Annotated in this window: 21 protein-coding genes; 16 read left to right on the forward strand and 5 right to left on the reverse strand. The window is 71.1% G+C overall.

Going from position 1 to position 21477, the window contains the following annotated elements; genetic code table 11:
* The first annotated feature begins 70 nt into the window (after window positions 1–70).
* The 12 genes from EDF50_RS10660 to EDF50_RS10715 all read left to right on the forward strand — a co-directional run bounded on the left by EDF50_RS10660 (window position 71) and on the right by EDF50_RS10715 (window position 10931).
* Window positions 71–418: a flagellar basal body protein gene (locus EDF50_RS10660; protein WP_055975153.1), complete on the forward strand. Its 348-nt coding sequence runs from the start codon at window positions 71–73 to the stop codon at window positions 416–418.
* On the forward strand, window positions 415–810 hold the full coding sequence (locus EDF50_RS10665) for a flagellar basal body rod protein FlgC (RefSeq protein WP_043596823.1): 396 nt from the start codon (window positions 415–417) through the stop codon (window positions 808–810). Before EDF50_RS10660 ends, EDF50_RS10665 begins: the two co-directional genes overlap by 4 nt.
* Entirely contained in the window at window positions 810–1166 is a 357-nt protein-coding gene (gene fliE, locus EDF50_RS10670) for a flagellar hook-basal body complex protein FliE (RefSeq protein WP_123519545.1), read from the forward strand. The genes EDF50_RS10665 and fliE overlap by 1 nt, the downstream gene beginning before the upstream one ends.
* On the forward strand, window positions 1166–2857 hold the full coding sequence (gene fliF / locus EDF50_RS10675; RefSeq protein WP_123519546.1) for a flagellar basal-body MS-ring/collar protein FliF: 1692 nt from the start codon (window positions 1166–1168) through the stop codon (window positions 2855–2857). Before fliE ends, fliF begins: the two co-directional genes overlap by 1 nt.
* Window positions 2854–3909 (forward strand): flagellar motor switch protein FliG, encoded by a 1056-nt coding sequence (gene fliG / locus EDF50_RS10680; protein WP_123519547.1) that lies wholly within the window; start codon window positions 2854–2856, stop codon window positions 3907–3909. The genes fliF and fliG overlap by 4 nt, the downstream gene beginning before the upstream one ends.
* Before the next feature lie 202 nt (window positions 3910–4111).
* Window positions 4112–4825: a FliH/SctL family protein gene (locus EDF50_RS10685; RefSeq protein ID WP_148076818.1), complete on the forward strand. Its 714-nt coding sequence runs from the start codon at window positions 4112–4114 to the stop codon at window positions 4823–4825.
* Window positions 4826–4884: 59 nt separating this feature from the next.
* The gene (locus tag EDF50_RS10690; protein ID WP_123519696.1) at window positions 4885–6240 is read left to right on the forward strand and encodes a FliI/YscN family ATPase; all 1356 of its coding nucleotides are present in this window, start codon (window positions 4885–4887) and stop codon (window positions 6238–6240) included.
* Entirely contained in the window at window positions 6240–6698 is a 459-nt protein-coding gene (locus tag EDF50_RS10695) for a hypothetical protein (RefSeq protein ID WP_199738730.1), read from the forward strand. Before EDF50_RS10690 ends, EDF50_RS10695 begins: the two co-directional genes overlap by 1 nt.
* Window positions 6695–7399: a C40 family peptidase gene (locus EDF50_RS10700; RefSeq protein WP_233570551.1), complete on the forward strand. Its 705-nt coding sequence runs from the start codon at window positions 6695–6697 to the stop codon at window positions 7397–7399. Before EDF50_RS10695 ends, EDF50_RS10700 begins: the two co-directional genes overlap by 4 nt.
* Window positions 7396–9180, forward strand: a complete 1785-nt coding sequence (locus EDF50_RS10705) for a flagellar hook-length control protein FliK (RefSeq protein WP_123519550.1) — start codon at window positions 7396–7398, stop codon at window positions 9178–9180. The genes EDF50_RS10700 and EDF50_RS10705 overlap by 4 nt, the downstream gene beginning before the upstream one ends.
* Window positions 9181–9192: 12 nt before the next feature.
* Window positions 9193–9639 (forward strand): flagellar hook assembly protein FlgD, encoded by a 447-nt coding sequence (locus EDF50_RS10710; RefSeq protein ID WP_123519551.1) that lies wholly within the window; start codon window positions 9193–9195, stop codon window positions 9637–9639.
* A 122-nt stretch (window positions 9640–9761) separates the two neighbouring features.
* Window positions 9762–10931, forward strand: a complete 1170-nt coding sequence (locus tag EDF50_RS10715; RefSeq protein WP_123519552.1) for a flagellar hook protein FlgE — start codon at window positions 9762–9764, stop codon at window positions 10929–10931.
* 123 nt (window positions 10932–11054) lie between these two features.
* Here the strand turns inward: EDF50_RS10715 and EDF50_RS10720 are convergent, their stop codons facing one another.
* From EDF50_RS10720 to EDF50_RS10730, 3 genes are all read right to left on the reverse strand, one after another.
* Window positions 11055–12425, reverse strand: coding sequence for a reverse transcriptase family protein (locus tag EDF50_RS10720; RefSeq protein ID WP_199738731.1), 1371 nt, complete (start codon window positions 12423–12425; stop codon window positions 11055–11057).
* Window positions 12426–12804: 379 nt separating this feature from the next.
* The gene (locus EDF50_RS10725; protein WP_123519553.1) at window positions 12805–13074 is read right to left on the reverse strand and encodes a DUF4190 domain-containing protein; all 270 of its coding nucleotides are present in this window, start codon (window positions 13072–13074) and stop codon (window positions 12805–12807) included.
* A 114-nt stretch (window positions 13075–13188) separates the two neighbouring features.
* The gene (locus EDF50_RS10730) at window positions 13189–13827 is read right to left on the reverse strand and encodes a YitT family protein (protein ID WP_233570589.1); all 639 of its coding nucleotides are present in this window, start codon (window positions 13825–13827) and stop codon (window positions 13189–13191) included.
* A gap of 370 nt (window positions 13828–14197) precedes the next feature.
* Here EDF50_RS10730 and EDF50_RS10735 point away from each other — a divergent pair, with 370 nt between their 5' ends.
* Both EDF50_RS10735 and EDF50_RS10740 read left to right on the forward strand, forming a co-directional pair.
* On the forward strand, window positions 14198–15694 hold the full coding sequence (locus EDF50_RS10735; RefSeq protein WP_233570553.1) for a class I SAM-dependent DNA methyltransferase: 1497 nt from the start codon (window positions 14198–14200) through the stop codon (window positions 15692–15694).
* A complete protein-coding gene (locus EDF50_RS10740; RefSeq protein ID WP_123519554.1) occupies window positions 15691–16761 on the forward strand; it encodes a restriction endonuclease subunit S in 1071 nt (356 codons plus the stop codon). Before EDF50_RS10735 ends, EDF50_RS10740 begins: the two co-directional genes overlap by 4 nt.
* Window positions 16762–16796: 35 nt before the next feature.
* Here the strand turns inward: EDF50_RS10740 and EDF50_RS10745 are convergent, their stop codons facing one another.
* On the reverse strand, window positions 16797–17144 hold the full coding sequence (locus EDF50_RS10745; protein ID WP_123519555.1) for a type II toxin-antitoxin system HicB family antitoxin: 348 nt from the start codon (window positions 17142–17144) through the stop codon (window positions 16797–16799).
* Entirely contained in the window at window positions 17141–17368 is a 228-nt protein-coding gene (locus EDF50_RS10750) for a toxin HicA (protein WP_233570555.1), read from the reverse strand. Before EDF50_RS10750 ends, EDF50_RS10745 begins: the two co-directional genes overlap by 4 nt.
* Window positions 17369–17511: 143 nt before the next feature.
* On the opposite strand from EDF50_RS10750, the gene EDF50_RS10755 reads away from it, so the two are divergent.
* Window positions 17512–20934 (forward strand): DEAD/DEAH box helicase family protein, encoded by a 3423-nt coding sequence (locus tag EDF50_RS10755; RefSeq protein ID WP_123519557.1) that lies wholly within the window; start codon window positions 17512–17514, stop codon window positions 20932–20934.
* Between the two features lie 154 nt (window positions 20935–21088).
* A complete protein-coding gene (locus EDF50_RS10760; protein ID WP_123519558.1) occupies window positions 21089–21475 on the forward strand; it encodes a flagellar FlbD family protein in 387 nt (128 codons plus the stop codon).
* The last annotated feature ends 2 nt before the right edge of the window (window positions 21476–21477 follow it).

Below are 21477 nucleotides of genomic sequence, written 5' to 3' on the forward strand. Positions count from 1 at the left end.
GAGCACGGATCGCTCGCACACCCCGGCCACGGATCGGCCCTCGCACTCCACCGACCCCACCGGGACAGGCATGCCACTCGAATCCGTGACGCAGGCGGCGCTGCAGAGCGCCCTCGACGGTCTCTCGCTGCGCCAGAAGACGATCGCCGCGAACATCGCGAACGTCAACACCCCGAACTACACCGCCAAGCGGGTGCAGTTCGAGGAGGCGCTGGGCAGGTCGGTCGCGTCCGGCAGCGGAGCGGTCCAGGCGTCCACGTCGCGCAGCCTCGAACCCACGCGCCTCGACGGCAACAACGTCAACCTCGACACCGAGACCCTGTCGAACGTCGACACCGTGCTGCGGTACCAGTTCGCCACGCAGGCCATGAACTCCGAGCTGACGGCCGTGCGTGCCGCGTTCCGGACGAACTCGTGACCGCCTTCGACGCGATCGGCATCGCGAGCACCGGCCTGACCGTGCACCGCAAGTGGCTCGACGCCGTCTCGGACAACATCGCGAACGTCAACACCGTCAAGTCGATGGACGACACCGCGTTCCAGGCCCGCTACGTCGAGGTGCAAGAGGGAGCCGGCACGTCCGGCGTCTTCGTCAAGGCCGACCGCTACGGCAGCGAGGCCGGCCGCGTCACCTACCTCCCCGACCACCCGCTCGCCGACGCCGAAGGGTACGTGCGCATGCCCGACATCGACCTCGGCGCCCAGATGGGCGACCTGATCATGGCGCAGCGTGGCTACCAGGCCAACGCCGCCGTGGTCGACCGTGCCAAGACGGCCTACGAGGCCGCACTCCAGATCGGACGTGGCTGATGCCCATCGCAGGAATCCAGGCCCTCGGGGCGGTGCAACAGTCCGGCTACGCCGACGTGGGCTCGCTCATGCGGGCCGGCGGCGCGTCCGACGTGACGGGTGCGACGGGCGTGACCGGCGCCTCCTCGGCCTCGGGCGCGACCTTCGGCGCGACCATGACCGGTGCCGTCGAGGGCCTGCAGCAGCTGCAGTCCGAGGCGAAGACCCTCGCGGTCAAGGCCGTCACGGGTGACCTGACCGACATCCACGACGCGACCATCGCGGCGACGCGTGCCCAGGTCACGCTCGAGCTGGTCAGCGCCGTCCGCAACAAGGGCGTCGACGCCTTCAACGAGATCATGAGGATGCAGGCCTGATGCCCACCGCCGTCAAGGGTCAGCTCGCCAAGCTGGGTGCCGCCCTCAAGAGCTTCACGGTCGCGCAGCGCACGATCGCCGTCATCCTGCTCGCCGCCCTCGTGCTCGGCGTGGTCGCGCTGGTCAGCTGGCTCGGCAAGCCCACCTACACGCCGCTGTTCAGCGGCATCGACCCGACCGACGCGAGCGCCATCGTCGAGCTGCTGCAGACCGACGGCGTGCCGTACCAGTTGACCGCGGGCGGCGGCACGATCCTCGTGCCCGAGGCGAACGTGTACGACGAGCGCCTCAAGGCCGCGGCCGCGGGACTGCCCGCCGCGAGCTCGGGCGGCGGCTACTCGCTGCTCGACACCATGGGCGTCACCTCGTCCGAGTTCCAGCAGAACGTCACCTACAAGCGCGCCATCGAGGGCGAGCTCGCCAACACGATCAAGGCGATGGACGGCGTGAAGAACGCCAGCGTGCAGCTCGCGATCCCCGAGGACTCGGTGTTCGTCTCCGAGCAGCGCGACCCGACCGCCTCGGTCTTCGTCGAGACACGGGCCGGCGCGACGCTGGACTCCAAGCAGGTGCAGGCCATCGTCAACCTCACCAGCGCCTCCGTCGAGGGCATGAAGGCCACCGACGTGGCCGTCACCGACGCCTCGGGCACGGTGTTGTCGGCCGTCGGCAGCGGAGCGGTCGGAGGCGCGGGCGGCGATGCGAGCGACTACGAGTCCAAGGTCCAGGCCTCGGTGCAGGCCATGCTCGACAAGATGGTCGGCCCGGGCAACTCGTCGGTCGTGGTGGCGGCCGACCTCGACCAGAGCTCGGGCACGAAGGTGACCGAGTCGTTCTCGCAGCCGACCTCGGGGCCGATCGCCCTCAACGAGTCGGGCGCCACCGAGCAGTACGGCTCGGGCGCGAACGGGGCGAACGGCACCGGCGCGACCGGCGTGCTCGGCCCCGACAACATCGCCGTGCCGACCGGCACGGCCGCCGACGGCACGACCACGGCGGGCACCGGCGCCGACGGCGGGTACACGAACGAGTCGACCACCAAGAACAACGCCGTCGACAAGGTGACCGAGAGCCTCAACGTGCCGGCCGGCGAGGTGAGCCGTCAGACCGTGTCGGTCGCCCTGAACTCGGCCGCGGCGAACGGCGTCAACATGCAGAGCGTCCGCGACCTGGTCGGCGCCGCCGCCGGGATCGACGCCGCCCGCGGCGACACCGTGCAGGTCGCCCAGGTCGACTTCGACACCTCGGCCGCGGACGCCGCCGCCGAAGCGCTCAAGGCCGCCGACGCGGCCAGCGCGAGCGAGGCGATGTGGGGCACGATCCGCACCGTCGGCATCGTCGCGGCCATCGCGATCGCGGCCATCGTGGGCCTGATCGTCTTCGCCCGTCGCAGCCGCCGTCAGGACCGTGAGGACGTCGACCTCGGCGAGCTCGCGCCGCAGAACGGCGCTCAGACCTGGGACGCCACGATGCCGCTGTCGCTGGACGACGCCGTCGCCACCTCGCGGCTGACCTTGCCCGGCATGGGCGACGCGAAGACCGAGCTGCTCGAGGTCGACGCCCCGACCCCCTCGCCCGAGTTCGTCTCGGCCGAGCGCCGCCGGGCCGAGATCGACGCGATGGCCGAGCGCGACCCGGGCAAGACCGCCGAGCTGCTGCGGGGTCTGATGGACGACCGGCAGCCCGCATGAGCCTCGTCCCCACCACCTTCGGCACGCCCTCGGCGCCCGGCGTCGGCAAGCCGTTGACCGGACCGCAGAAGGTCGCCGTCATCCTGATGCAGATGGACCAGGCCCGTGCGGCCGCCGTCATGAAGGAGTTCAGCGAGGTCGAGGCCGAGGAGATCGCCGCCGAGATCGTGCGCCTGCGTCGCGTCGACCCGTCGATCGCCGAGGCCACAGTGGCCGAGTTCCACGACCTCAGCGTCAGCGGCCGTTACCAGCGGCGCGGCGGGCACGACGTGGCCGTCGGCCTGCTCGAGGCGTCGTTCGGTTCCGAGCGCGCCGCCGGCGTCATGGAGCGCATGGCGTCGAACATGGCCGGCAAGTCCTTCGAGTTCCTGGACGAGGCCGAGGCCGGTCAGGTGGTGACGCTGCTCGACGGCGAGCTGCCGCAGACCATCGCCCTCGTGCTGGCGCACCTGCGGCCGCAGCAGGCGTCGGCCGTGATGTCGGGCCTCGACGTCGAGCTGCGCGCCGACGTCGCCCAGGCCATCGCGACGATGGGCACGGCCACCCCGGAGTCGGTCGGCATCGTCGCGGCCACCCTCAAGGTGCGGGCCGGCGCGGTCGTCGCCCCGCGCGAGCAGGTCGAGGTCGTCGGGGGCATCCAGCCGTTGATCGAGATCCTGAACCGGAGCGACGTGGCGACCGAGAAGGCGCTGCTCGAGGGCCTCGACGAACGCGACCCCGAGCTGGCCGAGGAGGTGCGCTCGCGCATGTTGACCTTCGAGGACATCGTCAAGCTCGAATCGCGCGACATCCAGCAGGTGCTGCGGGGCATCGACGCGGCGATCCTCGCCACGGCGATGAAGGGCGCCCCCTCCGCGGTCACCGAGGTCATCCGGGGCAACGTCTCCGAGCGCAACCGCGAGCTGCTGGACGACGAGCTGCAGTCGATGGGTCCGGTCCGCAAGTCGCAGATCGAGGAGGCGCGGGCGTCGGTCGTGCGCGCCATCCGCGAACTCGAGGCGATGGGGGCGATCACCATGCACCGCTCCGACGACGACGCCCTCGTCGACTAGCCCACCCGCGCCTCCTTCCGCCCCGCCCTTCCGCGAGGCGTGCCTCGGCTCCGGCCCACGGGGCGGCCCCCCTTCGGGGCAAGGACTAACGCCGGCCCGGGCGACGCCGAGAGTCGCCGGTGAGCACGGATCGCTCACCTCACCCCTGGCCACGGATCGGCCGTCACCCCACAACGCCGAACGGCCCGTGATGCTCGATTCCGTGATGACCCCCGAGGGCGCTGCCCCGGCCTTCGCGCGCGTCAGCTACCCCTCCGTCACGTTGCCCGGGTCCGACGCCGCCGCCACCCGTCAGGCGCACGACGCCCGGGCCGAGGCCCGTGGCCACGCCGCCGGGTACGCCTCCGGCCTGCGGGCCGCCGAGCTCGAGCTGGCCGCCCGCCGGGCCGTCCTCGAGGCCGAGCACTCCGACCTCCTGCACCGCCTGCAGTCCGCGACCGTGTCCGCCGTCGAGGCCCTCGCGGCGTCGGCCCGCGCGCTCGACGCCCGTGTCGCCCCGGTCCTGGACGACGCCGAGGAGGCGCTGGTCACGACCGCTTTCGAACTCGCCGAGGCGGTCCTCGGCTACGAGCTGCGCGCCTCCGAGTCCCTCGGCGACGAGTCGTCCGTGGTCGACGGCACCGACCCCCGCGCCGGACGCACGGCCCGCGCGGCCGTCGCCCGGGCTCTCGCCGTCACCGACCCCGGCGACGTCGTCACCGTCCGCCTGCACCCGGCCGACCTCGCCCAGCTCGACGACGTGACGCGCGACTCCGTGGCCGCCGACGTGGCCTTCGTCGCCGACGCGACCCTGGCCCGCGGCGACTCCCAGGCCGAGCTGCGCGTCGGCCAGGTCGACGCGCGACTCGGCACGGCGCTCGACCGTGCCCGGACGGCGTTGCTCGGCGACGCGGCGGTGGACGGGGGCGTCTCGTGACCCTCACCGCGCCTCCTGCACCGACCGTGTCGGTCTCCGCCGACCGGTACCGCGATCGCGTGCCGGCCGCCGTCGCGTCCCGTCTCGCCGCCGCGCGCGCCGCGGCCCGCCCGCAGCGGGTGGGCCGGGTCAGCTCGGCCGTGGGGCTCGGCCTCACGGTGCGGGGTCTCGACGCGGCCGTCGGCGAGATCGTCACCGTCGGCGACCCGACCGCGACGTCCGGCGTCGAGGCCGGCTCGAACCTCGCCGAGGTCGTCGCGACCACGCCCGACGGCGTGCGGTGCATGCCGCTCGGCCGCCTGACCGGCATCACGACCGGCACGCCCGTGCGCTCGACCGGCCGCCCGCTGCTGGTTCCGACCGGGACGGGCCTGTTCGGGCGCGTGCTCGACGGCCTCGGTCGACCGATCGACGGCAAGGGCCCCCTGGTCGGTTCGGACGGCGGTCGCGTCGACCTCGTCCCGCTCGACCACGAGACCCCGTCCGCCATGCACCGGGCGCGCATCGACACGCCCCTGCAGCTCGGCGTGCGCGTGCTCGACACCCTGACCACGGTCGGTAAGGGCCAGCGCGTCGGCCTGTTCGCCGGCTCGGGCGTCGGCAAGTCGTCCCTGCTGTCCATGATCGCCCGCGGCTCGGACGCCCAGGTCAGCGTCATCGCCCTGGTCGGGGAGCGCGGGCGCGAGGTGCGGGAGTTCCTCGAGGACGACCTCGGTCCCGAGGGTCTCGCCCGCTCGATCGTCGTCGTCTCGACCAGCGACGAGCCCGCCCTGATGCGCCTCCGTGCCGCGTTCGTCGCGACCCGCATCGCCGAGTCCTTCCGCGACCAGGGCGCCGACGTCGTGCTGATGATGGACTCGCTCACGCGCGTGGCGATGGCCCAGCGCGAGATCGGTCTCTCGGTCGGCGAACCGCCCGCGACCCGGGGCTACCCGCCGTCGACGTTCTCGGTGCTGGCCGGTCTGCTCGAGCGTGCCGGGACCGACCGCGTCGGCTCGGTCACGGGGCTCTACACGGTGCTGGTCGACGGCGACGACCACAACGAGCCGATCGCCGACGCCGCCCGCAGCATCCTCGACGGGCACGTCGTGCTCGACCGCGCGCTCGCCGTGACCGGGCACTTCCCGTCGGTGGACGCCCTCGGCTCGGTGTCTCGCGTCGCGTCGAAGGTGACCAGCCCGCCGCAGCGTGCGGCGGCGACGACGCTCCGCAAGGTGATGGCCGCGCGCCGGGCCGCGCAGGACCTGCTCGACGTCGGCGCGTACCAGCGCGGCACGAACCCGCTGGTCGACGCGGCGGTCGACCACCAGGGCGCGATCGACGCGTTCCTGCAGCAGGGCATGGACGACCGGGCGGCCTCGGCCGACTCGTGGAACGCCCTCGCGTCGCTCACCTCGCGGTTCGGGAGGCTCTGATGGCGCGTCCGTTCTCGCTGCTCGGCCTGCTGCGGCTGCGTCATGCCCAGCAGGACCAGGCCGGTGCCGTCCTCGCCGAGGCCAACGACCGTCTGCGCGAGGCCGCCGACGAGCGGGTCCGCGCCAAGCGCACCCTCGCCGACGAACCCACCGAGGTCACCGACGCGGCGATGCTCAGTGCCCTCGCCGCCTCGCGGGCCTCGTCGCGCGGCATGCTCGCCGAACTCGATGCCGTCACGCAGCGCCGTCAGGCGGACGCCGACGCCGCGCAGGCCGCGTTCAACGAGGCCCGTCGTGCGGCGATCGGACTCGAGAAGCTCGAGCACAAGCACGCGGTCGCCGAAGCGGCGGCCGACCTGCGCGACGAGCAGATCGCCCTCGACGAGATCGCCTCGCGCCCCCGGCCCGACGGCTCGCCGTCCGGCACCGACCCCGAGAACCCAGGAGGCGCGGCGTGAGTCCCGTGACCGAGGTCCTGTCCCGGATCCAGGACATCCAGGCGACGATCGCCCAGCTGCGTGCCGGTGCGACCGGTGCGACGACGTCCGCGACGGCCGCCGCCGGGTCGAGCACGTCGGCCACGGCGTTCGCCGACGCCCTCGCCGGTACGTCCGGGACGGGCTCGACGGCGACGAGCGCCTCCGTGGACGCCGTGAACGGCTCGGTCGCGAGCGGCAGCGGAGCCGACGGTTCGGACGTGGTCGAGTCCGCCAAGAAGTACCTCGGCGTGCCGTACGTCTTCGGCGGAGAGGACCGGACGGGCATGGACTGCTCCGGCCTCGTGCAGACGGTCTTCAAGGACCTCGGCGTCAGCATGCCGCGCGTCGTGCCCGACCAGGCGAAGATGGGCGCCGAGGTGTCGTCGCTCGCCGACGCGAAGCCCGGTGACCTGCTCGTGCCGAAGGGCGAGGGCCACATCGTGATCTACCTGGGTGACGGCAAGGTGCTGCACGCACCCCGCCCGGGCAAGGACGTGCAGATCGTCGACAACTGGTACAAGGACTCCGACCTCAGCACGATCCGACGCATCGTCCCGGCCGAGGGCGCGGCGGCCCCGTCGGCCGTGTCGGCCACGGCGGGGGCGTCGGCCGCGTCGTCGGGGACCGACCTGATGACGGCGGCCCTGCAGAAGCTGATGAGCGCGGGGGTGGCCTCGTGACCCTGTCCCGCGCGTTGCCGTTCGCGCCTCCCGCCCTCTCGGAGTCCTCGTCGCTGCGTGGCCTCGCGGGAGCGCGCGGTCCGGGTGCCGGGGGAGCCGGTGCCGCACGCGACGCCGACCGCACGGCCACCGGCTTCGGCGCGGCCATGCAGGACGAACGCGCCGCCGTCCACGCCCCCGAGCGGCGCGAGGCCCGCGTCGCGGACCGTGCCGTCCAGGCCGCCCCGGACCTCACCGAGCCCTCGACCCCTTCCTCGGGCGAAGCCCTCGCCGGGCCGTCCCCGTTCGATCCCGCCTCCGCCGCGTCGGCCTGGCACTGGCCTCTCGTGGGCGCGCGGTCGGCCCCGACCACCGGAGCCGACGCGCTCACCGCCGAACCGACCTCGTCGACCGACGGTGGACCCGCAGCCGTCGGCGGCACGACGTCCGACGACGCGGCGAGCGGGCTCGCGACGGCCAGTCTCCTGGTCGTCGGCCCGATGTCCGCGGCGACCACCGGCTCGGCCCTCGCCGCTCCGCTTGCCCTCGTCGCTCCGCCGGCCCACGGGGCCCCGTCGGCCCCCGCCGCCTCGTCGGCGCGTCCTGCTCCTTTCGCTGATCCGGTACGGACCGGATCAAGCGTCTCGTCGACGTCCGCCGGACCGGCCTCCACCCTCGACGCGACCCGGGCCGGCTCGACGCTCGACGTCCCCGTCGAGTCCGTGACCGACTCGGCGATGCCCGCGTCGGGTGCTGCGACCCCCACGCCGGCCGCGTCCGCCCCGGGGGCGGCCGTCGCGCCTGGCTCCACCGTCGCCACGGCCCCGACCGCCCCGACCGCCTCCCCGTCGACCACCGCGACGAGCGCGCCCGGCAGGTCGGTCGAGACGGCGGCAGCCGGGCCGGTCGCTCCGGCACCCGCCGGATCGCCCGCTCACCTCGCCGCGACTCCCGCCGATGCCGATCCGGCACCTGCCGGATCACCGATCCCGCGTCCTGCCCACCCGGAGGGCTCGGCGTCGCACGGCCGCGGCGTCTCGCCGGCCGCCATCGGCACGGCCGGCTCCGCGTCCACGCCGGCAGGACCTGCGGCCACCCCGTCCACGACGGCGACAGCTCTCACGACGACAGCCCCCACGGCGGCAGCACCGACGGCGGCATCCGCCCCCGTGACCGCGCCCACCGACCCGATCGTGCTCGCCGTCCCCGCGGTCGGCGCGTCGTTCCCCGTCTCGGCGACGGGCGCCTCCTCGTCCGCGACCCCGACCCCGGCCGCCCCGCAGCCCGCCCCGCTGACCCAGCAGCTCGCCCGCCCTCTCTTCACGCTCGCCGCGGCGGGCCCCGGCGTGCACGTGGTCACGGTCGACGTCGCGCCGGAGGCCCTGGGCCCGGTCACGGTCCGCGCCCACGTCTCGGCGCACGGCACGCACGTCGAGATGTTCGCCGCGTCGGACGCCGGTCGGGACGCCGTGCGGGCGATCCTCGGCGACCTCCGTCGCGACCTCGCGACCGCCGCGTCGTCCGCGAACCCGGGAGGCGCGGGTCAGCAGACCAGCGTCGACCTCTCGTCCCAGAACCAACCGTCCGACCCCCGGGGTGACCGCTCCGGCCAGCTCGGGGCGCAGAGCGGCGCGGACGGCGGGCCGGGCCGGCAGACGCGCGACGCCGCCGAGGCACGCAGTGCCGACGCCCGCACCGGACGCGCGCCGCGCGACGGAACCGACCCCCTCGACGCGACGGGCGCGGTCGACCGTGCCCGCGCCTCCTCGTCCCTCTCGACGTCGATCGACGTCCTGGCCTGAACCGGAGACCCCATGCCCTCGATCGACCAGATATCCGGAACCGTCGACGTCGCGACCCAGATCGCCGCCGCCAACGCCGCCAAGAGCGGTTCGAGTCGCACGACGTCGAACACCATGGACAGCGAGATGTTCATGAAGCTGCTCGTCACGCAGCTGAAGAACCAGGACCCGTCGACCCCGATGGACACCAACGCCATGATGTCGCAGACCACGCAGCTGGCGATGATGGAGCAGGTCACCGCCCAGACGACGACCGCCAACGAGAACTTCTCGTTGCAGATGCGCATCGCCGCCTCGAACCTGGTCGGTCGCGAGGTCAGCTACACGGGCGCCGACGGCGTCGAGGTGAAGGGCACCGCCACGAGCGTGTCGTTCGCCGAGGCCGTCCCCAAGGTCTCGGTCGGCGGAAAGGAGGTCGCGTTGGATCTCATCTCGGGCATCGCCACGACGAAGGCGTGACGCCACCGGCACGACCCGCACCACCCGCACCACCACTCGAACCGCACCGGGAGCAGGACGCGACCGGCACCACCCGCGCAGGACGCGCCTCCAGATCTCTCCCCAGCTGAAAGGCAGCACCCATGCTCCGCTCCCTCTACTCCGGCATCTCGGGCCTCCGTTCGCACCAGACGATGCTCGACGTCACCGGCAACAACATCGCCAACGTCAACACCGCCGGCTTCAAGTCGTCGACCACCCAGTTCCAGGACACGCTGTCGCAGATCACGCAGGGCGCGGGCGGCCCGCAGACCGGCATCGGCGGCACGAACCCCGCCCAGATCGGCCTCGGTGTGCAGGTCGCCGGCATCTCGACGAACTTCTCGCAGGGTTCGGCGCAGGCGACCGGCAAGGCGACCGATCTGATGATCTCGGGCGACGGTTTCTTCGTCACGCGCCTCGGAAACGACACGATGTACACGCGAGCCGGCGCCTTCGACTTCGACGCCGACGGCCGCCTCGTCTCGGCCGACGGCAAGATCGTCCAGGGCTACTCGGCCACGAACGGCGTGATCAACGACGGAGGCGCGCTCGGCGACATCACGCTGCCCCTGAACGCGGCGGCCCCGGCCTCGGCGACCTCGAGCGCCACCGTCGGGGGCAACCTGCCGAGCGAGTCCGCGATCGGCGCGCAGATCGTGCGCGACACGAAGGTGTTCGACGCGAACGGCCTCGAGCGCACCCTGACGCTGACCTTCACCCGGACCGGAACCGGTTGGGACGCGCGGGCGACCGACGGCAACGGCGGGGCCACCGCCTCCCTGGCCTTCACGGACGGCAAACAGACCGGTGCGGCGTCGCTCGCCCTGAACGGCGTCACCGTGGACCTCTCGGGCGTCACCGGTTTCGCCGCGCTGAACACCACGTCGATCACCGACCAGAACGGACGCGCGGCCGGCACGCTGCAGGGCTTCTCGCTGTCGAAGGACGGCACGTTGATGGGCCAGTTCAGCAACGGTTCGACCGTCGCGCTCGGCCGCGTCGCGCTCGCCACGTTCGCGAACCCCGGCGGTCTCGAGAAGGAGGGCAACTCGGGCTACCGTGCGACCGCCAACTCGGGCGCCGCGACGGTCGGTGCCCCCGGCTCGCCCGGCATCGGCTCGCTGGCCAGCGGCTCGCTCGAGATGTCGAACGTGGACCTGTCGCAGGAGTTCACCAACCTGATCGTCGCCCAGCGCGGCTTCCAGGCCAACGCCCGCATCATCACGACCTCGGACGAGGTGCTGCAGGAGCTCACCAACCTCAAGCGCTAGTCGTCTCCCGGGGTCCGCCGCCCCGGCGCACCCTCCGCACCGCGTGTCGTGCACCGCACCCGATCTCGTCGGGCTGCGCTGCACGAAACGCGGCGCGTTCGTCTTCAGGAGGTGCGGCGCCGGTCACCGGGGGACGCGGGCGAACGCCGCGCGCAGCCGGGCCCCGCGCTCGGGGTTCAGCTGCTCGACCCAGCCGATGCGGCCCCACAGCTGGGCCGCGAAGTCGGGATGCCCGGCCCGGTTCTGCGCCTCGAGCCCGGTGTCGGCGGCGTTGTGCAGCACGGCCCGCAGCCGGTCGTACTCGGAGCGCACCGTGTTCGTGCCCTGGTTGACGACGACGCCCGTGACGACCTGCCGTGTGGCCGCCCCGCGCACCCGCGTCTTGGCCGGGTTGAGGTCGTGGCCCTCGTCGCCCACGATGCGTCCGACGCCCCGCACGAACGCGTCGGCCCGTGCGGCGAGCGCTCCGTCGCCGCTGAACGCGAGGTCGTCGGCGTACCGCGTGTAGGTCGCCCCCGCGGCCCGGGCGTACCCGTCGAGCCGCGAGTCGAGCCGGCGGACGGCGACGTTCGCGAGGGCGGGCGAGGTCGGCGCGCCCTGGGCGAGGTGGGCGACGGCGAGCGCCTGACGGAGGGCGAACCGTCGTTCCGGACTGCCTCCGGGGGGCATGCGCGAGAGCACGCCCGGCGGCACGGAGGTCGTGCAGAGCCCGGTGAGCACGTGGGCGACGGCGTCCGGCAGCCCCTCGCGGCGCAGGGCGCCGAACACACGCCCGGCGGTGACCCGGGCGAAGAACGAGGTCAGGTCGAGGGCGATCACGACCTCGCGAGCGACGTGTCGACGGGCGCCGCTGATCGCGCTGCGCCCGGGGACGAACCCGTGTGCGGCGTCGTGCAGCGGCACCGCCGCGAGCACCTCGTCGAGCACGACGCGCTGCAGGTCGCGCAGCCGGAATCCGGGCACCTCGAGCAGCCGCGGGGTGCGTCCGGGTCGCGTCCGCCACTCGTACCGGTGGTGCTGCAGCGGGCCGCCTTCGACGCGGCGGTGCCATCGACCGGGGTCGGCGAACCAGTCGAGCTCGCCCACGGTGAGGCCCAGCAGGCGCGAGACGTCGGCCACGGTGCCCAGACGCAGGAGGCGCGGGTCGGCCGAGCGCGCCTCCTGCGTCACGGGCACGTGGTGGGCGACGCGCAGCGGCCGGCCGCGCGCGCTCGCCTCGGCCACCGCCTCGGCGAACACCGGGTGGTCGCGGACGAGAGCGACGAGGGTGCGGGGGTCGTCGTGCGGCGCTCGCGGCAGGGCGCGGACGAGGCCTCGGGCCAGGGGGCGCCAGAACCGGGACGGCCCGTCGATCGCGTCGGTGGCCGCGGCGACGAGCCCACGGACCGTCCACTCGGCCCCGAGCAGGGCGTCGGCGAGGGCCGTCGCGACGACGTCGGGACCCGGGTCGGGGTCGCGAGCCAGGGCGGCCGACGCGCGTGAGCGGTCGCTCATGCGGCCACCCGCCCGGTGGTCGTCCGGGCGGCGGTGGCGGGCACGGGCGAGTGAAAGCGGCGGTGCCTCGGCGACTCGTGCATCGGTGCGGGCCGCTCACCGCGCGAAGCGCGGTCACCGGCCTGCGGGGCGGTGCCGTGGTCGATCTGCGTGCCCCGGGGTAGCCCCGGAGAGGACGGCACAGCGCGTGTGCCACCCACCTCGCCGAGACACCACCGCATCCCGTCACGCTAATCGAGGCCACCGACCGTCGTGATCCCTCGTGAGGCTGAACCCGGTGCGTGCCGGCGCGCGGCCGGGACGACGAGGAGGCGCGGTGCCTGCTCTGCAGACACCGCGCCTCCTGCGCCGTCCGGCTCGTGCGCCGGGGTCGATCGACCTAGTAGGTCTGGACCTGTGCCATCCCGGCGGTGACGGTCACGATGGCCAAGATGATGTAGATGACCATGAAGGCGATGCTGAGGATGACGCCGGCGAGCGCGAGGCCGTGTCCACGTTCGCCCGTCTTCTTGATCTGCGACAGCGCGATGATGCTGACGATGAGTCCGGCGAGAGGGAAGACGAAGGCCAGGATGAAGCCGACGATCGCGAGGACGTTGTAGCCCGCGGCGGTGCCGGCGGACTGGGGCATGGCGGTGTTGCTGGACATGGAGGCTCCTAGTGGGTGTGACGTCCGGGGACGGACGAGACGAGAGTGACCGCTTTGAGTCGAGAATGCCTCAAACAGAACGGTTGCGCGCGAAAGTCCGGCAGAAAGCTGTGATCACGTGTGGCCGACGTACCGGCCGGCCTTGTGGTTCATCGCGAGGACGAGGTTCAGCACGACGGCGCCGAGGGCCGAGAGCAGCACGATCCAGGGCGAGACGACGGTCAGCGAGGTCAGCACGATGAGCACGTCGAAGCCCATCTGCACGTAGCCGGCCCGCAGTCCGGCGCGTTCCTGCAGCACCAGGGCGAGGATGTTGATGCCGCCGAGGCTCGCCCCGTGACGGAACAGGATGAGCAGACCGACGCCGACGAGCAGGTTGCCGGCGAGGGTGCCGTAGATCGGGTCGACGCCCTCGACGTCGAACATCAGGGGGTGCAGGTACGAGAAGGCGGACAGCATGACCACCGTCAGGATCGTCCGCAGGGTGAACGGCCAGCCCTTCTTCCACACCGCGAGCGCGAAGAACGGCACGTTGACCAGGACGAACAGGACGCCGAAGGTCCAGCCCGTGGCGTAGCTGGTCAGCAGGGCGAGACCGGCCGTGCCGCCCGAGACGGCGCCGCTGGCCTTCAGCAGGAACAGCCCGAACGAGGCGAGGAAGACCCCGGTCACGACGCCCATGACGTTCTCGGCGAGGGTGTGTTTGTTCGCGTCGACGGTCTCGATCGAGCCGGTCAGGGCGGGGTCGTCGATGCCGTGGCGGGCGGGGGCGGCGGCGTCGGGGGTCGCGGCGTCCGGCAGGCCGGCCGGCGACGACTCGGGGGCGGGCGAGGAGGCGGTGGTGACGTCGTCGGCGCGGGCGGCGGGGGTGGTGCCGGGGCGCGACTCGTCGAGGGGTTCGTGGGTCACCGGCACATCCTGCCAGCCCCCTGTTGCGCGCACGTGACGCGCCGCGCCCGGGGCTGGCCCCGCCCTCAGGGTGCCGAGATGTCACGACGTGCCGTGTTCGCATCGACGGCGGCGGCAAGTCGTGACATCTCGGCGCGACGGGTATGGGTCGGGGCGCTCCATCTGATCTGAAAGAATTTCCGAGCGCCGGAGCGCACGGAGGGATGTCGTCAGGGTGGAAAGCTCAATCAAGTCGCAGGTCGACCAGGTCTGGAGCGCCTTCTGGTCGGGCGGCATCGCGAACCCGCTCAACGCCATCGAGCAGATGACCTATCTGCTCTTCATCCGACGGCTCGACGAGGTGCACACCCGCGAAGAGAACCGGTCGAACGCCACCGGTCAGCCGATGCGGACGCGGGTCTTCCCCGAGGGCGTCGACGACACGGCTCGTCGGCCGCGTCCCTATGACGACCTGCGCTGGTCACGGTTCAAGAACTTCACCGCGGCCGAGATGTACGCCGTCGTCGAGCAGAACGTCTTCCCGTTCATCCGGAGGCTCGGTGACGAGGGCTCGTCGTTCGCGGCGAACATGGCGGATGCGCGGTTCGGCATCCCCACGCCGGCCCTGCTGTCGAAGGTGGTCGACCTGCTCGACCACATCCCGATGGAGGCGCGCGACACCAAGGGCGACATCTACGAGTACATGCTGAGCAAGCTCGCGACCTCGGGTCAGAACGGGCAGTTCCGCACGTCGCGGCACATCATCCAGCTGATGGTCGACATGATCGCGCCCACCCCGCAGGACACGATCATCGATCCGGCTGCGGGTACGGCGGGCTTCCTCGTCGCGGCGGCGGAGTACCTCGACCAGCACCACCCCGAGATCTACAACGACCCGACCGCGATGGCGCACTTCAACCACGACGCCTTCACCGGCTTCGACTCCGACGCGTCGATGTCGCGCATCGGCAGCATGAACATGCTGCTGCACGGGGTCGAGAACCCGGTGATCGAGCGTCGCGACAGCCTCGCCCAGGGGCACGCCGACGCCGAAAGGCGCTATTCGGTCGTGTTGGCCAACCCGCCCTTCGCCGGCAGTCTCGACTACGAGTCCACCGCCACCGACCTGCTGTCGATGGTCAAGACGAAGAAGACCGAGCTGCTCTTCCTGGCGCTGATGCTGCGTCTGCTCAAGAACGGCGGACGAGCCGCCGTCATCGTGCCCGACGGTGTGCTGTTCGGTTCGTCGAAGGCACACAAGGACGTCCGCAAGATGCTCGTCGACGACCACAAGCTCGACGCCGTGGTCAAGCTGCCGAGCGGCACGTTCAAGCCCTATACAGGGGTGTCGACGGCGATCCTCTTCTTCACGAAGACCAGCTCGGGGGGAACCGATCACGTCTGGTTCTACGACGTCCGCGCCGACGGCTTCACGCTCGACGACAAGCGCACCCCGATCGAGGCCAACGACCTGCCCGACGCGCTCGCTCGGTGGAAGACGATCGGTAACGCGGACTCGCCTGAGCGCGAGCGCCCCCGTACGGCGCAGTCGTTCTTTGTGCCCCGCGCCGAGATCGTGGCCGAGGGCTACGACCTCAGCATCAACCGCTACCGCGAGGTCGAGCACGAGGAGGCGGTGCACCGGTCCCCGGAAGAGATCCTCGCCGACCTCGACGCCCTCGAGCGCGAGATCATCGCTGGACTTGCCGGCCTGAGGGCTGACGTCGTATGACCACTGGGTTGGCATTACACAACGCAGCGAACGTGTTTCGTCTCAATTATGGCAAAGCCCTGCGGGCGGGCGCGCGGGTTCAGGGCTCGGTCCCTGTGTTCGGGAGTGGCGGCCTGGTAGGCCATCACGACACGCCATTGACGCAGGGGCGCGCGATCGTGGTAGGGCGGAAGGGATCGATCGGATCTGTGACGTTCAGCGATGCCCCAAGCTGGCCGATCGATACGGCTTATTTCATCGACGAAGCATCGACTGCCTGTGACCTGCGCTGGCTCTATTGGTGCCTGCGCAATATGGGGCTTTCTGGAATGAACAAATCCGCGGCGGTCCCAGGCCTGAACAGGGACGACGTTTATCGACTCCGCATGTGCGTTCCGCCGATCGTCGAGCAGCGGCGCATCGCCGCCATCCTCGACCAGGCCGACGAGCTCCGAGCCAAGCGGCGCCGCACCCTCGCCCTTCTCGACGAAGCACTCCCCGCCGCTTTCGCAGAACTCTTCCACGGTGCATCACATGCGACCGCACGCCTGAACGATGTCGGCATCGTCCGAACAGGCAGGACTCCTGCGGCTGGGAGCATCAATTCCAAGTCACTGGGCGTTCCATTCGTCACCCCAGGGGACCTCGCGAGTGACAAGCCCGTAGCTCGCTACGTTCATGACATCGCCGCTCTCGCCAAGGTGGCTGTCCCCGCCGGCAGTTTGCTGGTCTGCTGCATCGGCGCCACGGTCGGAAAATTGGCGCTCGCGACAGAGATCTCGATGTACAACCAGCAGATCAATTCTGTGGAATGGGGCCCGAGTATCGAGCCCGCTTACGGATTGTTCGCAGTCAACGAGCTTCGAGGTCGCATCCGCGATTCAGCCGCCAGTACGACCATGCCCATTCTGAACAAGACACAGTTCTCGGCTTTGCGGATTCCAGTGCCGCCCATGGCTGACCAGCAGGCCTTCAGTGAGGTGTTTGAGGCCCATGGGCGCGTTCGCAATCAAGCTATCGCGCACCTCGCCCACCTCGACGAGCTCTTCGCCTCGCTTCAGCACCGCGCCTTCACCGGCCAGCTCTGAGACGCGGGCGGCAGGACCGAGGCGACTCGTGCCTCCTACCCGCGGCTCAGCAACGAGTTGACGTAGCGGTTCAGGCTCACGCCCTGGCGCGTGGCGGCGATGGTCAGGGAGCGGTGCATGTCAGGCGTGGTCCGCAGGCGGAACTCTCCGCTGAAGCGTCGTTCGCCGAACGAGGCCGGAACGGGTTCGCCATTGGCAAGGAGGTCGTCGACGACCTCGGCGACGAGCGACCGAAGCCCGACGAGCGCGGCGTCCTGGTCGGCGTCGAGCCACGAGAGCGACGGGAACTCCGCCACGGTGGCCGCGTACTCCTGGTCATCGGCCGACCAGGTGACGGCGTAGCTGTAGTGCCGCACATCGGGGGTGCTGAGCACGGGGTTCATCGTTCCTCCAACTTGTCGATCGCTGCCAGGACCTGCTTGACCTGGTAGGCCTTCGCCTTGCCGTGGTCGTTCTGGATGTTCACGCGTGGATCTCCCTGCCATGGCATCCGGTAGACCGAGTGGCTCCCGCCCCGACGACGCGGTTCACCGAACCGGTCGTCGCAGACCTTCTCGAGATCTGCGAATCGGACGTTCGCAGGGTTCCTGCGCATGCTGGCGATCACTGACTCGACGGAACCCACATCACCATGGTGCCACTATCGGCACCACTCGACAAGCCTCGACGCCCTCACTCGGGCGTCCTGCTCGGGGCGTGAGGCCGGCGCTAGGCTGACGACAACACGCACCAGGGGGGCCACCGGCGGTCATGAGCAACTTCGACTTCATCAGGCAAGGCTGGCCGGAGCTCGCCGAGCAAGCTCGCCGCGCCGAGCACTACGTCGTCGGCGACCCGCGAACCTCGCTGTTCTACTCCCGTCGGGCTCTCGAGGCTGCTGTCGAGTGGGCGTTCCGAGTCGACGCCTCGCTCCAACAGGCCTACCGGGACGACCTCAACGCGAGGCTGCACGACGCGTCCTTCATGCATCTCGCCGGACCCACGGTCCTCGACAAGATGCACGTCATCCGACAGCGGGGCAATGCCGCCGTCCACCGTGACGCCCCGGTGACCGTCCGCGAGAGCGAGGCGACGGTGCGCGAGCTCTTCCACGTCTTCGTGTGGTTCGCCTCGACCTTCGCCCTCACCACGGCAGACCGTCCGGCTGCCGGTCTGCGATTCGACGCGTCGCTCATCCCGCGACCTCGGCCGGGCGGGGCGCAGAGGTCTCGGGCCGAGACCGAGCAACTCGCCGAGCGGCTGCGCGTCGCCGACGCAGAGCTCGCCCGGGCAGAGCAGGCGAACGCGACGCTCGCCACCGAGCTGGAGCAGCTCAGGGCTCAGGTCGCTGCCGCCAAGCCCGCCAACGTCGCCCACCCCGTGCCGCACGACTTCCAAGAGGCGCAGACTCGCGCCGACCTGATCGATCCGCTGCTCCGTGAGTCGGGGTGGGCGCTCGACCAGGCCCGTGACCGCGAGTACCCCGTCACCGGGCTCCCGGACCGAGACGGCGGCGACACCGCCACCGGACGCGCGGACTACGTGCTCTGGGGCTCGGACGGCAAGCCGCTCGCGGTCGTCGAGGCCAAGCGGGCCAGCTCGGACGCGCTCGTGGGGCAGCAGCAGGGGCGTCTCTACGCGGACGCGCTCGAGCGCGAGTTCGGCCAGCGGCCGGTCATCTACGTGACGAACGGCTTCGACACCTGGCTGTGGGACGATCTCGCCTACCCGCAGCGTCGAGTCCAGGGTTTCGCGACCAGGGACGAACTGCAATGGCTCGTGCAGCGTCGCCACAGTCAGGCGCCCCTGACTCCTCCTGTCATCGACTCCACCATCGTCGAGCGTCTCTACCAGCACCGGGCGATCACGCGCGTGACCGAGGCCTTCGACGCCCATCAGCGACGTGCGCTCCTCGTGATGGCCACCGGCACGGGCAAGACCCGCACGGTGGTCGCACTCGCCGACTCCCTGATGCGGGCGAACCGAGTCAAGAGGGTGCTGTTCCTCGCCGACCGCGTCGCCCTTGCACGGCAGGCCGCCCGGCAATTCGTCGAGTTCCTGCCGGACGAGACGGTCGTGAACCTCGTCGAGACCAAGGACACGACCGGGCGGGTCTACGTCTCGACCTATCAGACGATGATGGGTCTGCTCGAGCAGCGGGACGCCGACGGCGTGCGTCGATTCGGGCCCAACCACTTCGACCTGATCGTCGTCGACGAGGCACACCGCTCGATCTACCAGAAGTACCGGTTCCTCTTCGACTGGTTCGACTCGCTCGTGGTCGGCCTGACGGCCACCCCGAAGGACGACGTCGACCACGACACCTACGAGCTCTTCGGTCTCGAGTCCGGCGTGCCCACCGACTCGTACGACCTCGAGCGGGCGATCGCCGACGAACACCTCGTGCCGCCGGTGGGCCGCGTCGTGGCGACCCGCTTCACTCGTCAGGGCATCCGGTACGACGACCTCAGCGACGACGAGAAGGAGCGATGGGAGGAAGAGGACTGGGGCGACGAGGTCCCCGAGGCCGTCGACGCCTCGGCCGTGAACGACTGGCTCTTCAACCGTGACACCGTCGACGGGGTGCTCAGGGTGTTGATGGCCGAAGGGCGCACCGTGGCCGGCGGAGACACGATCGGCAAGACGATCGTCTTCGCGCGCAACCAGGCGCACGCCCGTTTCATCGAGGAGCGCTTCAACGCGAGCTACCCGCACTTCAACGGCCTCCTGGCTCAGGTGGTGACCTACCAGACGCCGAACGCCGGTCACTTCATCGACGAGTTCTCGAACCCCGACCGGATGCCGCAGATCGCGATCTCGGTCGACATGCTCGACACCGGCATCGACGTGCCCGACGTCGTCAACCTGGTCTTCTTCAAGCCCGTCGGGTCCAAGACCAAGTACTGGCAGATGGTGGGCCGAGGGACGCGCCTCCGTCCCGAGCTCTACGGGCCGAGCGGTCGGCGCGAGGACGGCACGTCCGACCGCGCCGGCGACAAGAAGGACTTCGTCATCTTCGACGTCGGCGGCAACATCGCCTACTTCAACGCCGACGTCCCGGAGGCCCCGACCAGCACGACTCGATCGCTGCGTTCCCGACTGTTCCTCGCGCGCCTTCGCCTCCTGCAGGGCCTCGACCATCAAGAGGTCCGGGGCGGCGACGAGGTCCAGCTCCGTTCCGATCTCGCGGCCCTGCTGCACGGACGGGTGGCAGGCATGACCGATGCCAACGTCCTCGTGCGGCCGCACCGCCGAGTGGTCGAGCGCTTCGCCCAGGGGCGTGCATGGTCCACGCTCGATGATGACGCTGTCGCCGCCGTCGTCGACGTGGCCGACCTTCCCTCGACCGCGGACGCTTCCGACACCGACGAAGACGCCAAGCGTTTCGACCTGCTGGCACTGAGAGCCCAGCTCGGCGTGCTCGAGGGCGCGCCCGGTTTCGCCGGTGCTCGTGCCCGCATCACGTCGATCGCGAGAGCTCTGGCGGGGCAACGGAACATCCCCGCGGTGGGGGCTCAGGGCGACCTGCTCGACCAGGTCGTCTCGGCCGAGTGGTGGGACGGCGTCACGGTGCCTCAGCTCGAGAAGATGCGTCGTGCACTGCGTGGTCTCGTCCAGTTGGCGCCGCGTGCGGAGCAGCGAGTGGTCTACACCGACCTCGACGACGAGGTCGACGTGCTCGACGACATCGAGATCGTGCTCGGTGCCGGGACCGTGATCGACCGCGTGCGCTTCCGCGAGAAGACCCTGGCGTTCCTCCGGGCGCACGAGAACCACCTCGTGCTGGCCAAGTTGCGGAAGGGGTCCCCGCTGACGGAGCAGGATGTGGCGAGCCTCGAGACCCTGCTGCTCGAGAGCGGCGAGGTCGACCCGCAACACCTGGCCATCGCGGTCGACGAGGCACAAGGTCTCGGGCACTTCATCCGATCGGTCGTCGGGATGGATCGCACAGCGGTCAGCGACGCCCTCAGCGCATTCGTGGCCGGGACGCGATTCACCGGGAACCAGCTCGCGTTCGTGAACATGATCGTCGACCGTCTCACCGACCACGGCCGGGTCAGCAAGGCTCTCCTGTACGAGCCGCCGTTCACCGCCTACGCCCCGACGGGCCCGGACGATCTCTTCGAGACGGCTGTGGTCCGCGACCTCTTCCAGGTTATCGACCGCATCGACGCCTCCGCCGAGGTCGGCTGAGATCGAACACGCGGCCCTGATCGGCCGCGGCCGTCCCGAACCCGTACCTAACGCCGCGCCACCCCCGGCCGATAGTCATCCGTAGCCGCTCAGGACGAGCAGCGACACCTGCCCCCACGGATGGAGGCAGGAGACACAGACCTAGGACGGGCCGATGATCGTCGTCACGCGACTCAACGACAGCAGATTCGCTGTCAACCCTGACCTCATCGAGCGCATCCACGAGACGCCCGACACGGTCCTGATCATGGTCGACGGCGCGAAGTACGTCGTGACCGAGCCGATGGCCGAGGTCATCGAGATGATCGCCCGCTACCGGGCTCGCATCGTCTCGCTCGCCTACGACGAACCGTCCGCCACCGCGCCGGCCAGCCAGGCCCTCGGCAACCGCACCTCGACCGGCCCGCAGCTCGGCATCGTCCGTGGCTCGTCCGGGTCCGGAGGCGCGGGTCGCGTCACCGAGTTCCGGCCCGCCGTGCAGGCTCCCGCCGTCCACGCGCCGGCGACGCACGCGCCGACCGACGCCACGCAGGGACGCTGACC

Origin of the sequence: Frigoribacterium sp. PhB24 (assembly GCF_003755185.1) — a bacterium.
Classification (GTDB): domain Bacteria; phylum Actinomycetota; class Actinomycetes; order Actinomycetales; family Microbacteriaceae; genus Frigoribacterium.

What these genes read in the sequence shown, in the direction of transcription:
- EDF50_RS10660 (WP_055975153.1), top strand. Translation starts at nt 71, where the DNA reads ATGCCACTCGAATCCGTGACGCAGGCGGCGCTGCAGAGCGCCCTCGAC.
- fliE (WP_123519545.1), top strand. Translation starts at nt 810, where the DNA reads ATGCCCATCGCAGGAATCCAGGCCCTCGGGGCGGTGCAACAGTCCGGC.
- fliF (WP_123519546.1), top strand. Translation starts at nt 1,166, where the DNA reads ATGCCCACCGCCGTCAAGGGTCAGCTCGCCAAGCTGGGTGCCGCCCTC.
- fliG (WP_123519547.1), top strand. Translation starts at nt 2,854, where the DNA reads ATGAGCCTCGTCCCCACCACCTTCGGCACGCCCTCGGCGCCCGGCGTC.
- EDF50_RS10695 (WP_199738730.1), top strand. Translation starts at nt 6,240, where the DNA reads ATGGCGCGTCCGTTCTCGCTGCTCGGCCTGCTGCGGCTGCGTCATGCC.
- EDF50_RS10710 (WP_123519551.1), top strand. Translation starts at nt 9,193, where the DNA reads ATGCCCTCGATCGACCAGATATCCGGAACCGTCGACGTCGCGACCCAG.
- EDF50_RS10715 (WP_123519552.1), top strand. Translation starts at nt 9,762, where the DNA reads ATGCTCCGCTCCCTCTACTCCGGCATCTCGGGCCTCCGTTCGCACCAG.
- EDF50_RS10720 (WP_199738731.1), bottom strand. Translation starts at nt 12,425, where the DNA reads ATGAGCGACCGCTCACGCGCGTCGGCCGCCCTGGCTCGCGACCCCGAC.
- EDF50_RS10725 (WP_123519553.1), bottom strand. Translation starts at nt 13,074, where the DNA reads ATGTCCAGCAACACCGCCATGCCCCAGTCCGCCGGCACCGCCGCGGGC.
- EDF50_RS10740 (WP_123519554.1), top strand. Translation starts at nt 15,691, where the DNA reads ATGACCACTGGGTTGGCATTACACAACGCAGCGAACGTGTTTCGTCTC.
- EDF50_RS10745 (WP_123519555.1), bottom strand. Translation starts at nt 17,144, where the DNA reads ATGAACCCCGTGCTCAGCACCCCCGATGTGCGGCACTACAGCTACGCC.
- EDF50_RS10755 (WP_123519557.1), top strand. Translation starts at nt 17,512, where the DNA reads ATGAGCAACTTCGACTTCATCAGGCAAGGCTGGCCGGAGCTCGCCGAG.
- EDF50_RS10760 (WP_123519558.1), top strand. Translation starts at nt 21,089, where the DNA reads ATGATCGTCGTCACGCGACTCAACGACAGCAGATTCGCTGTCAACCCT.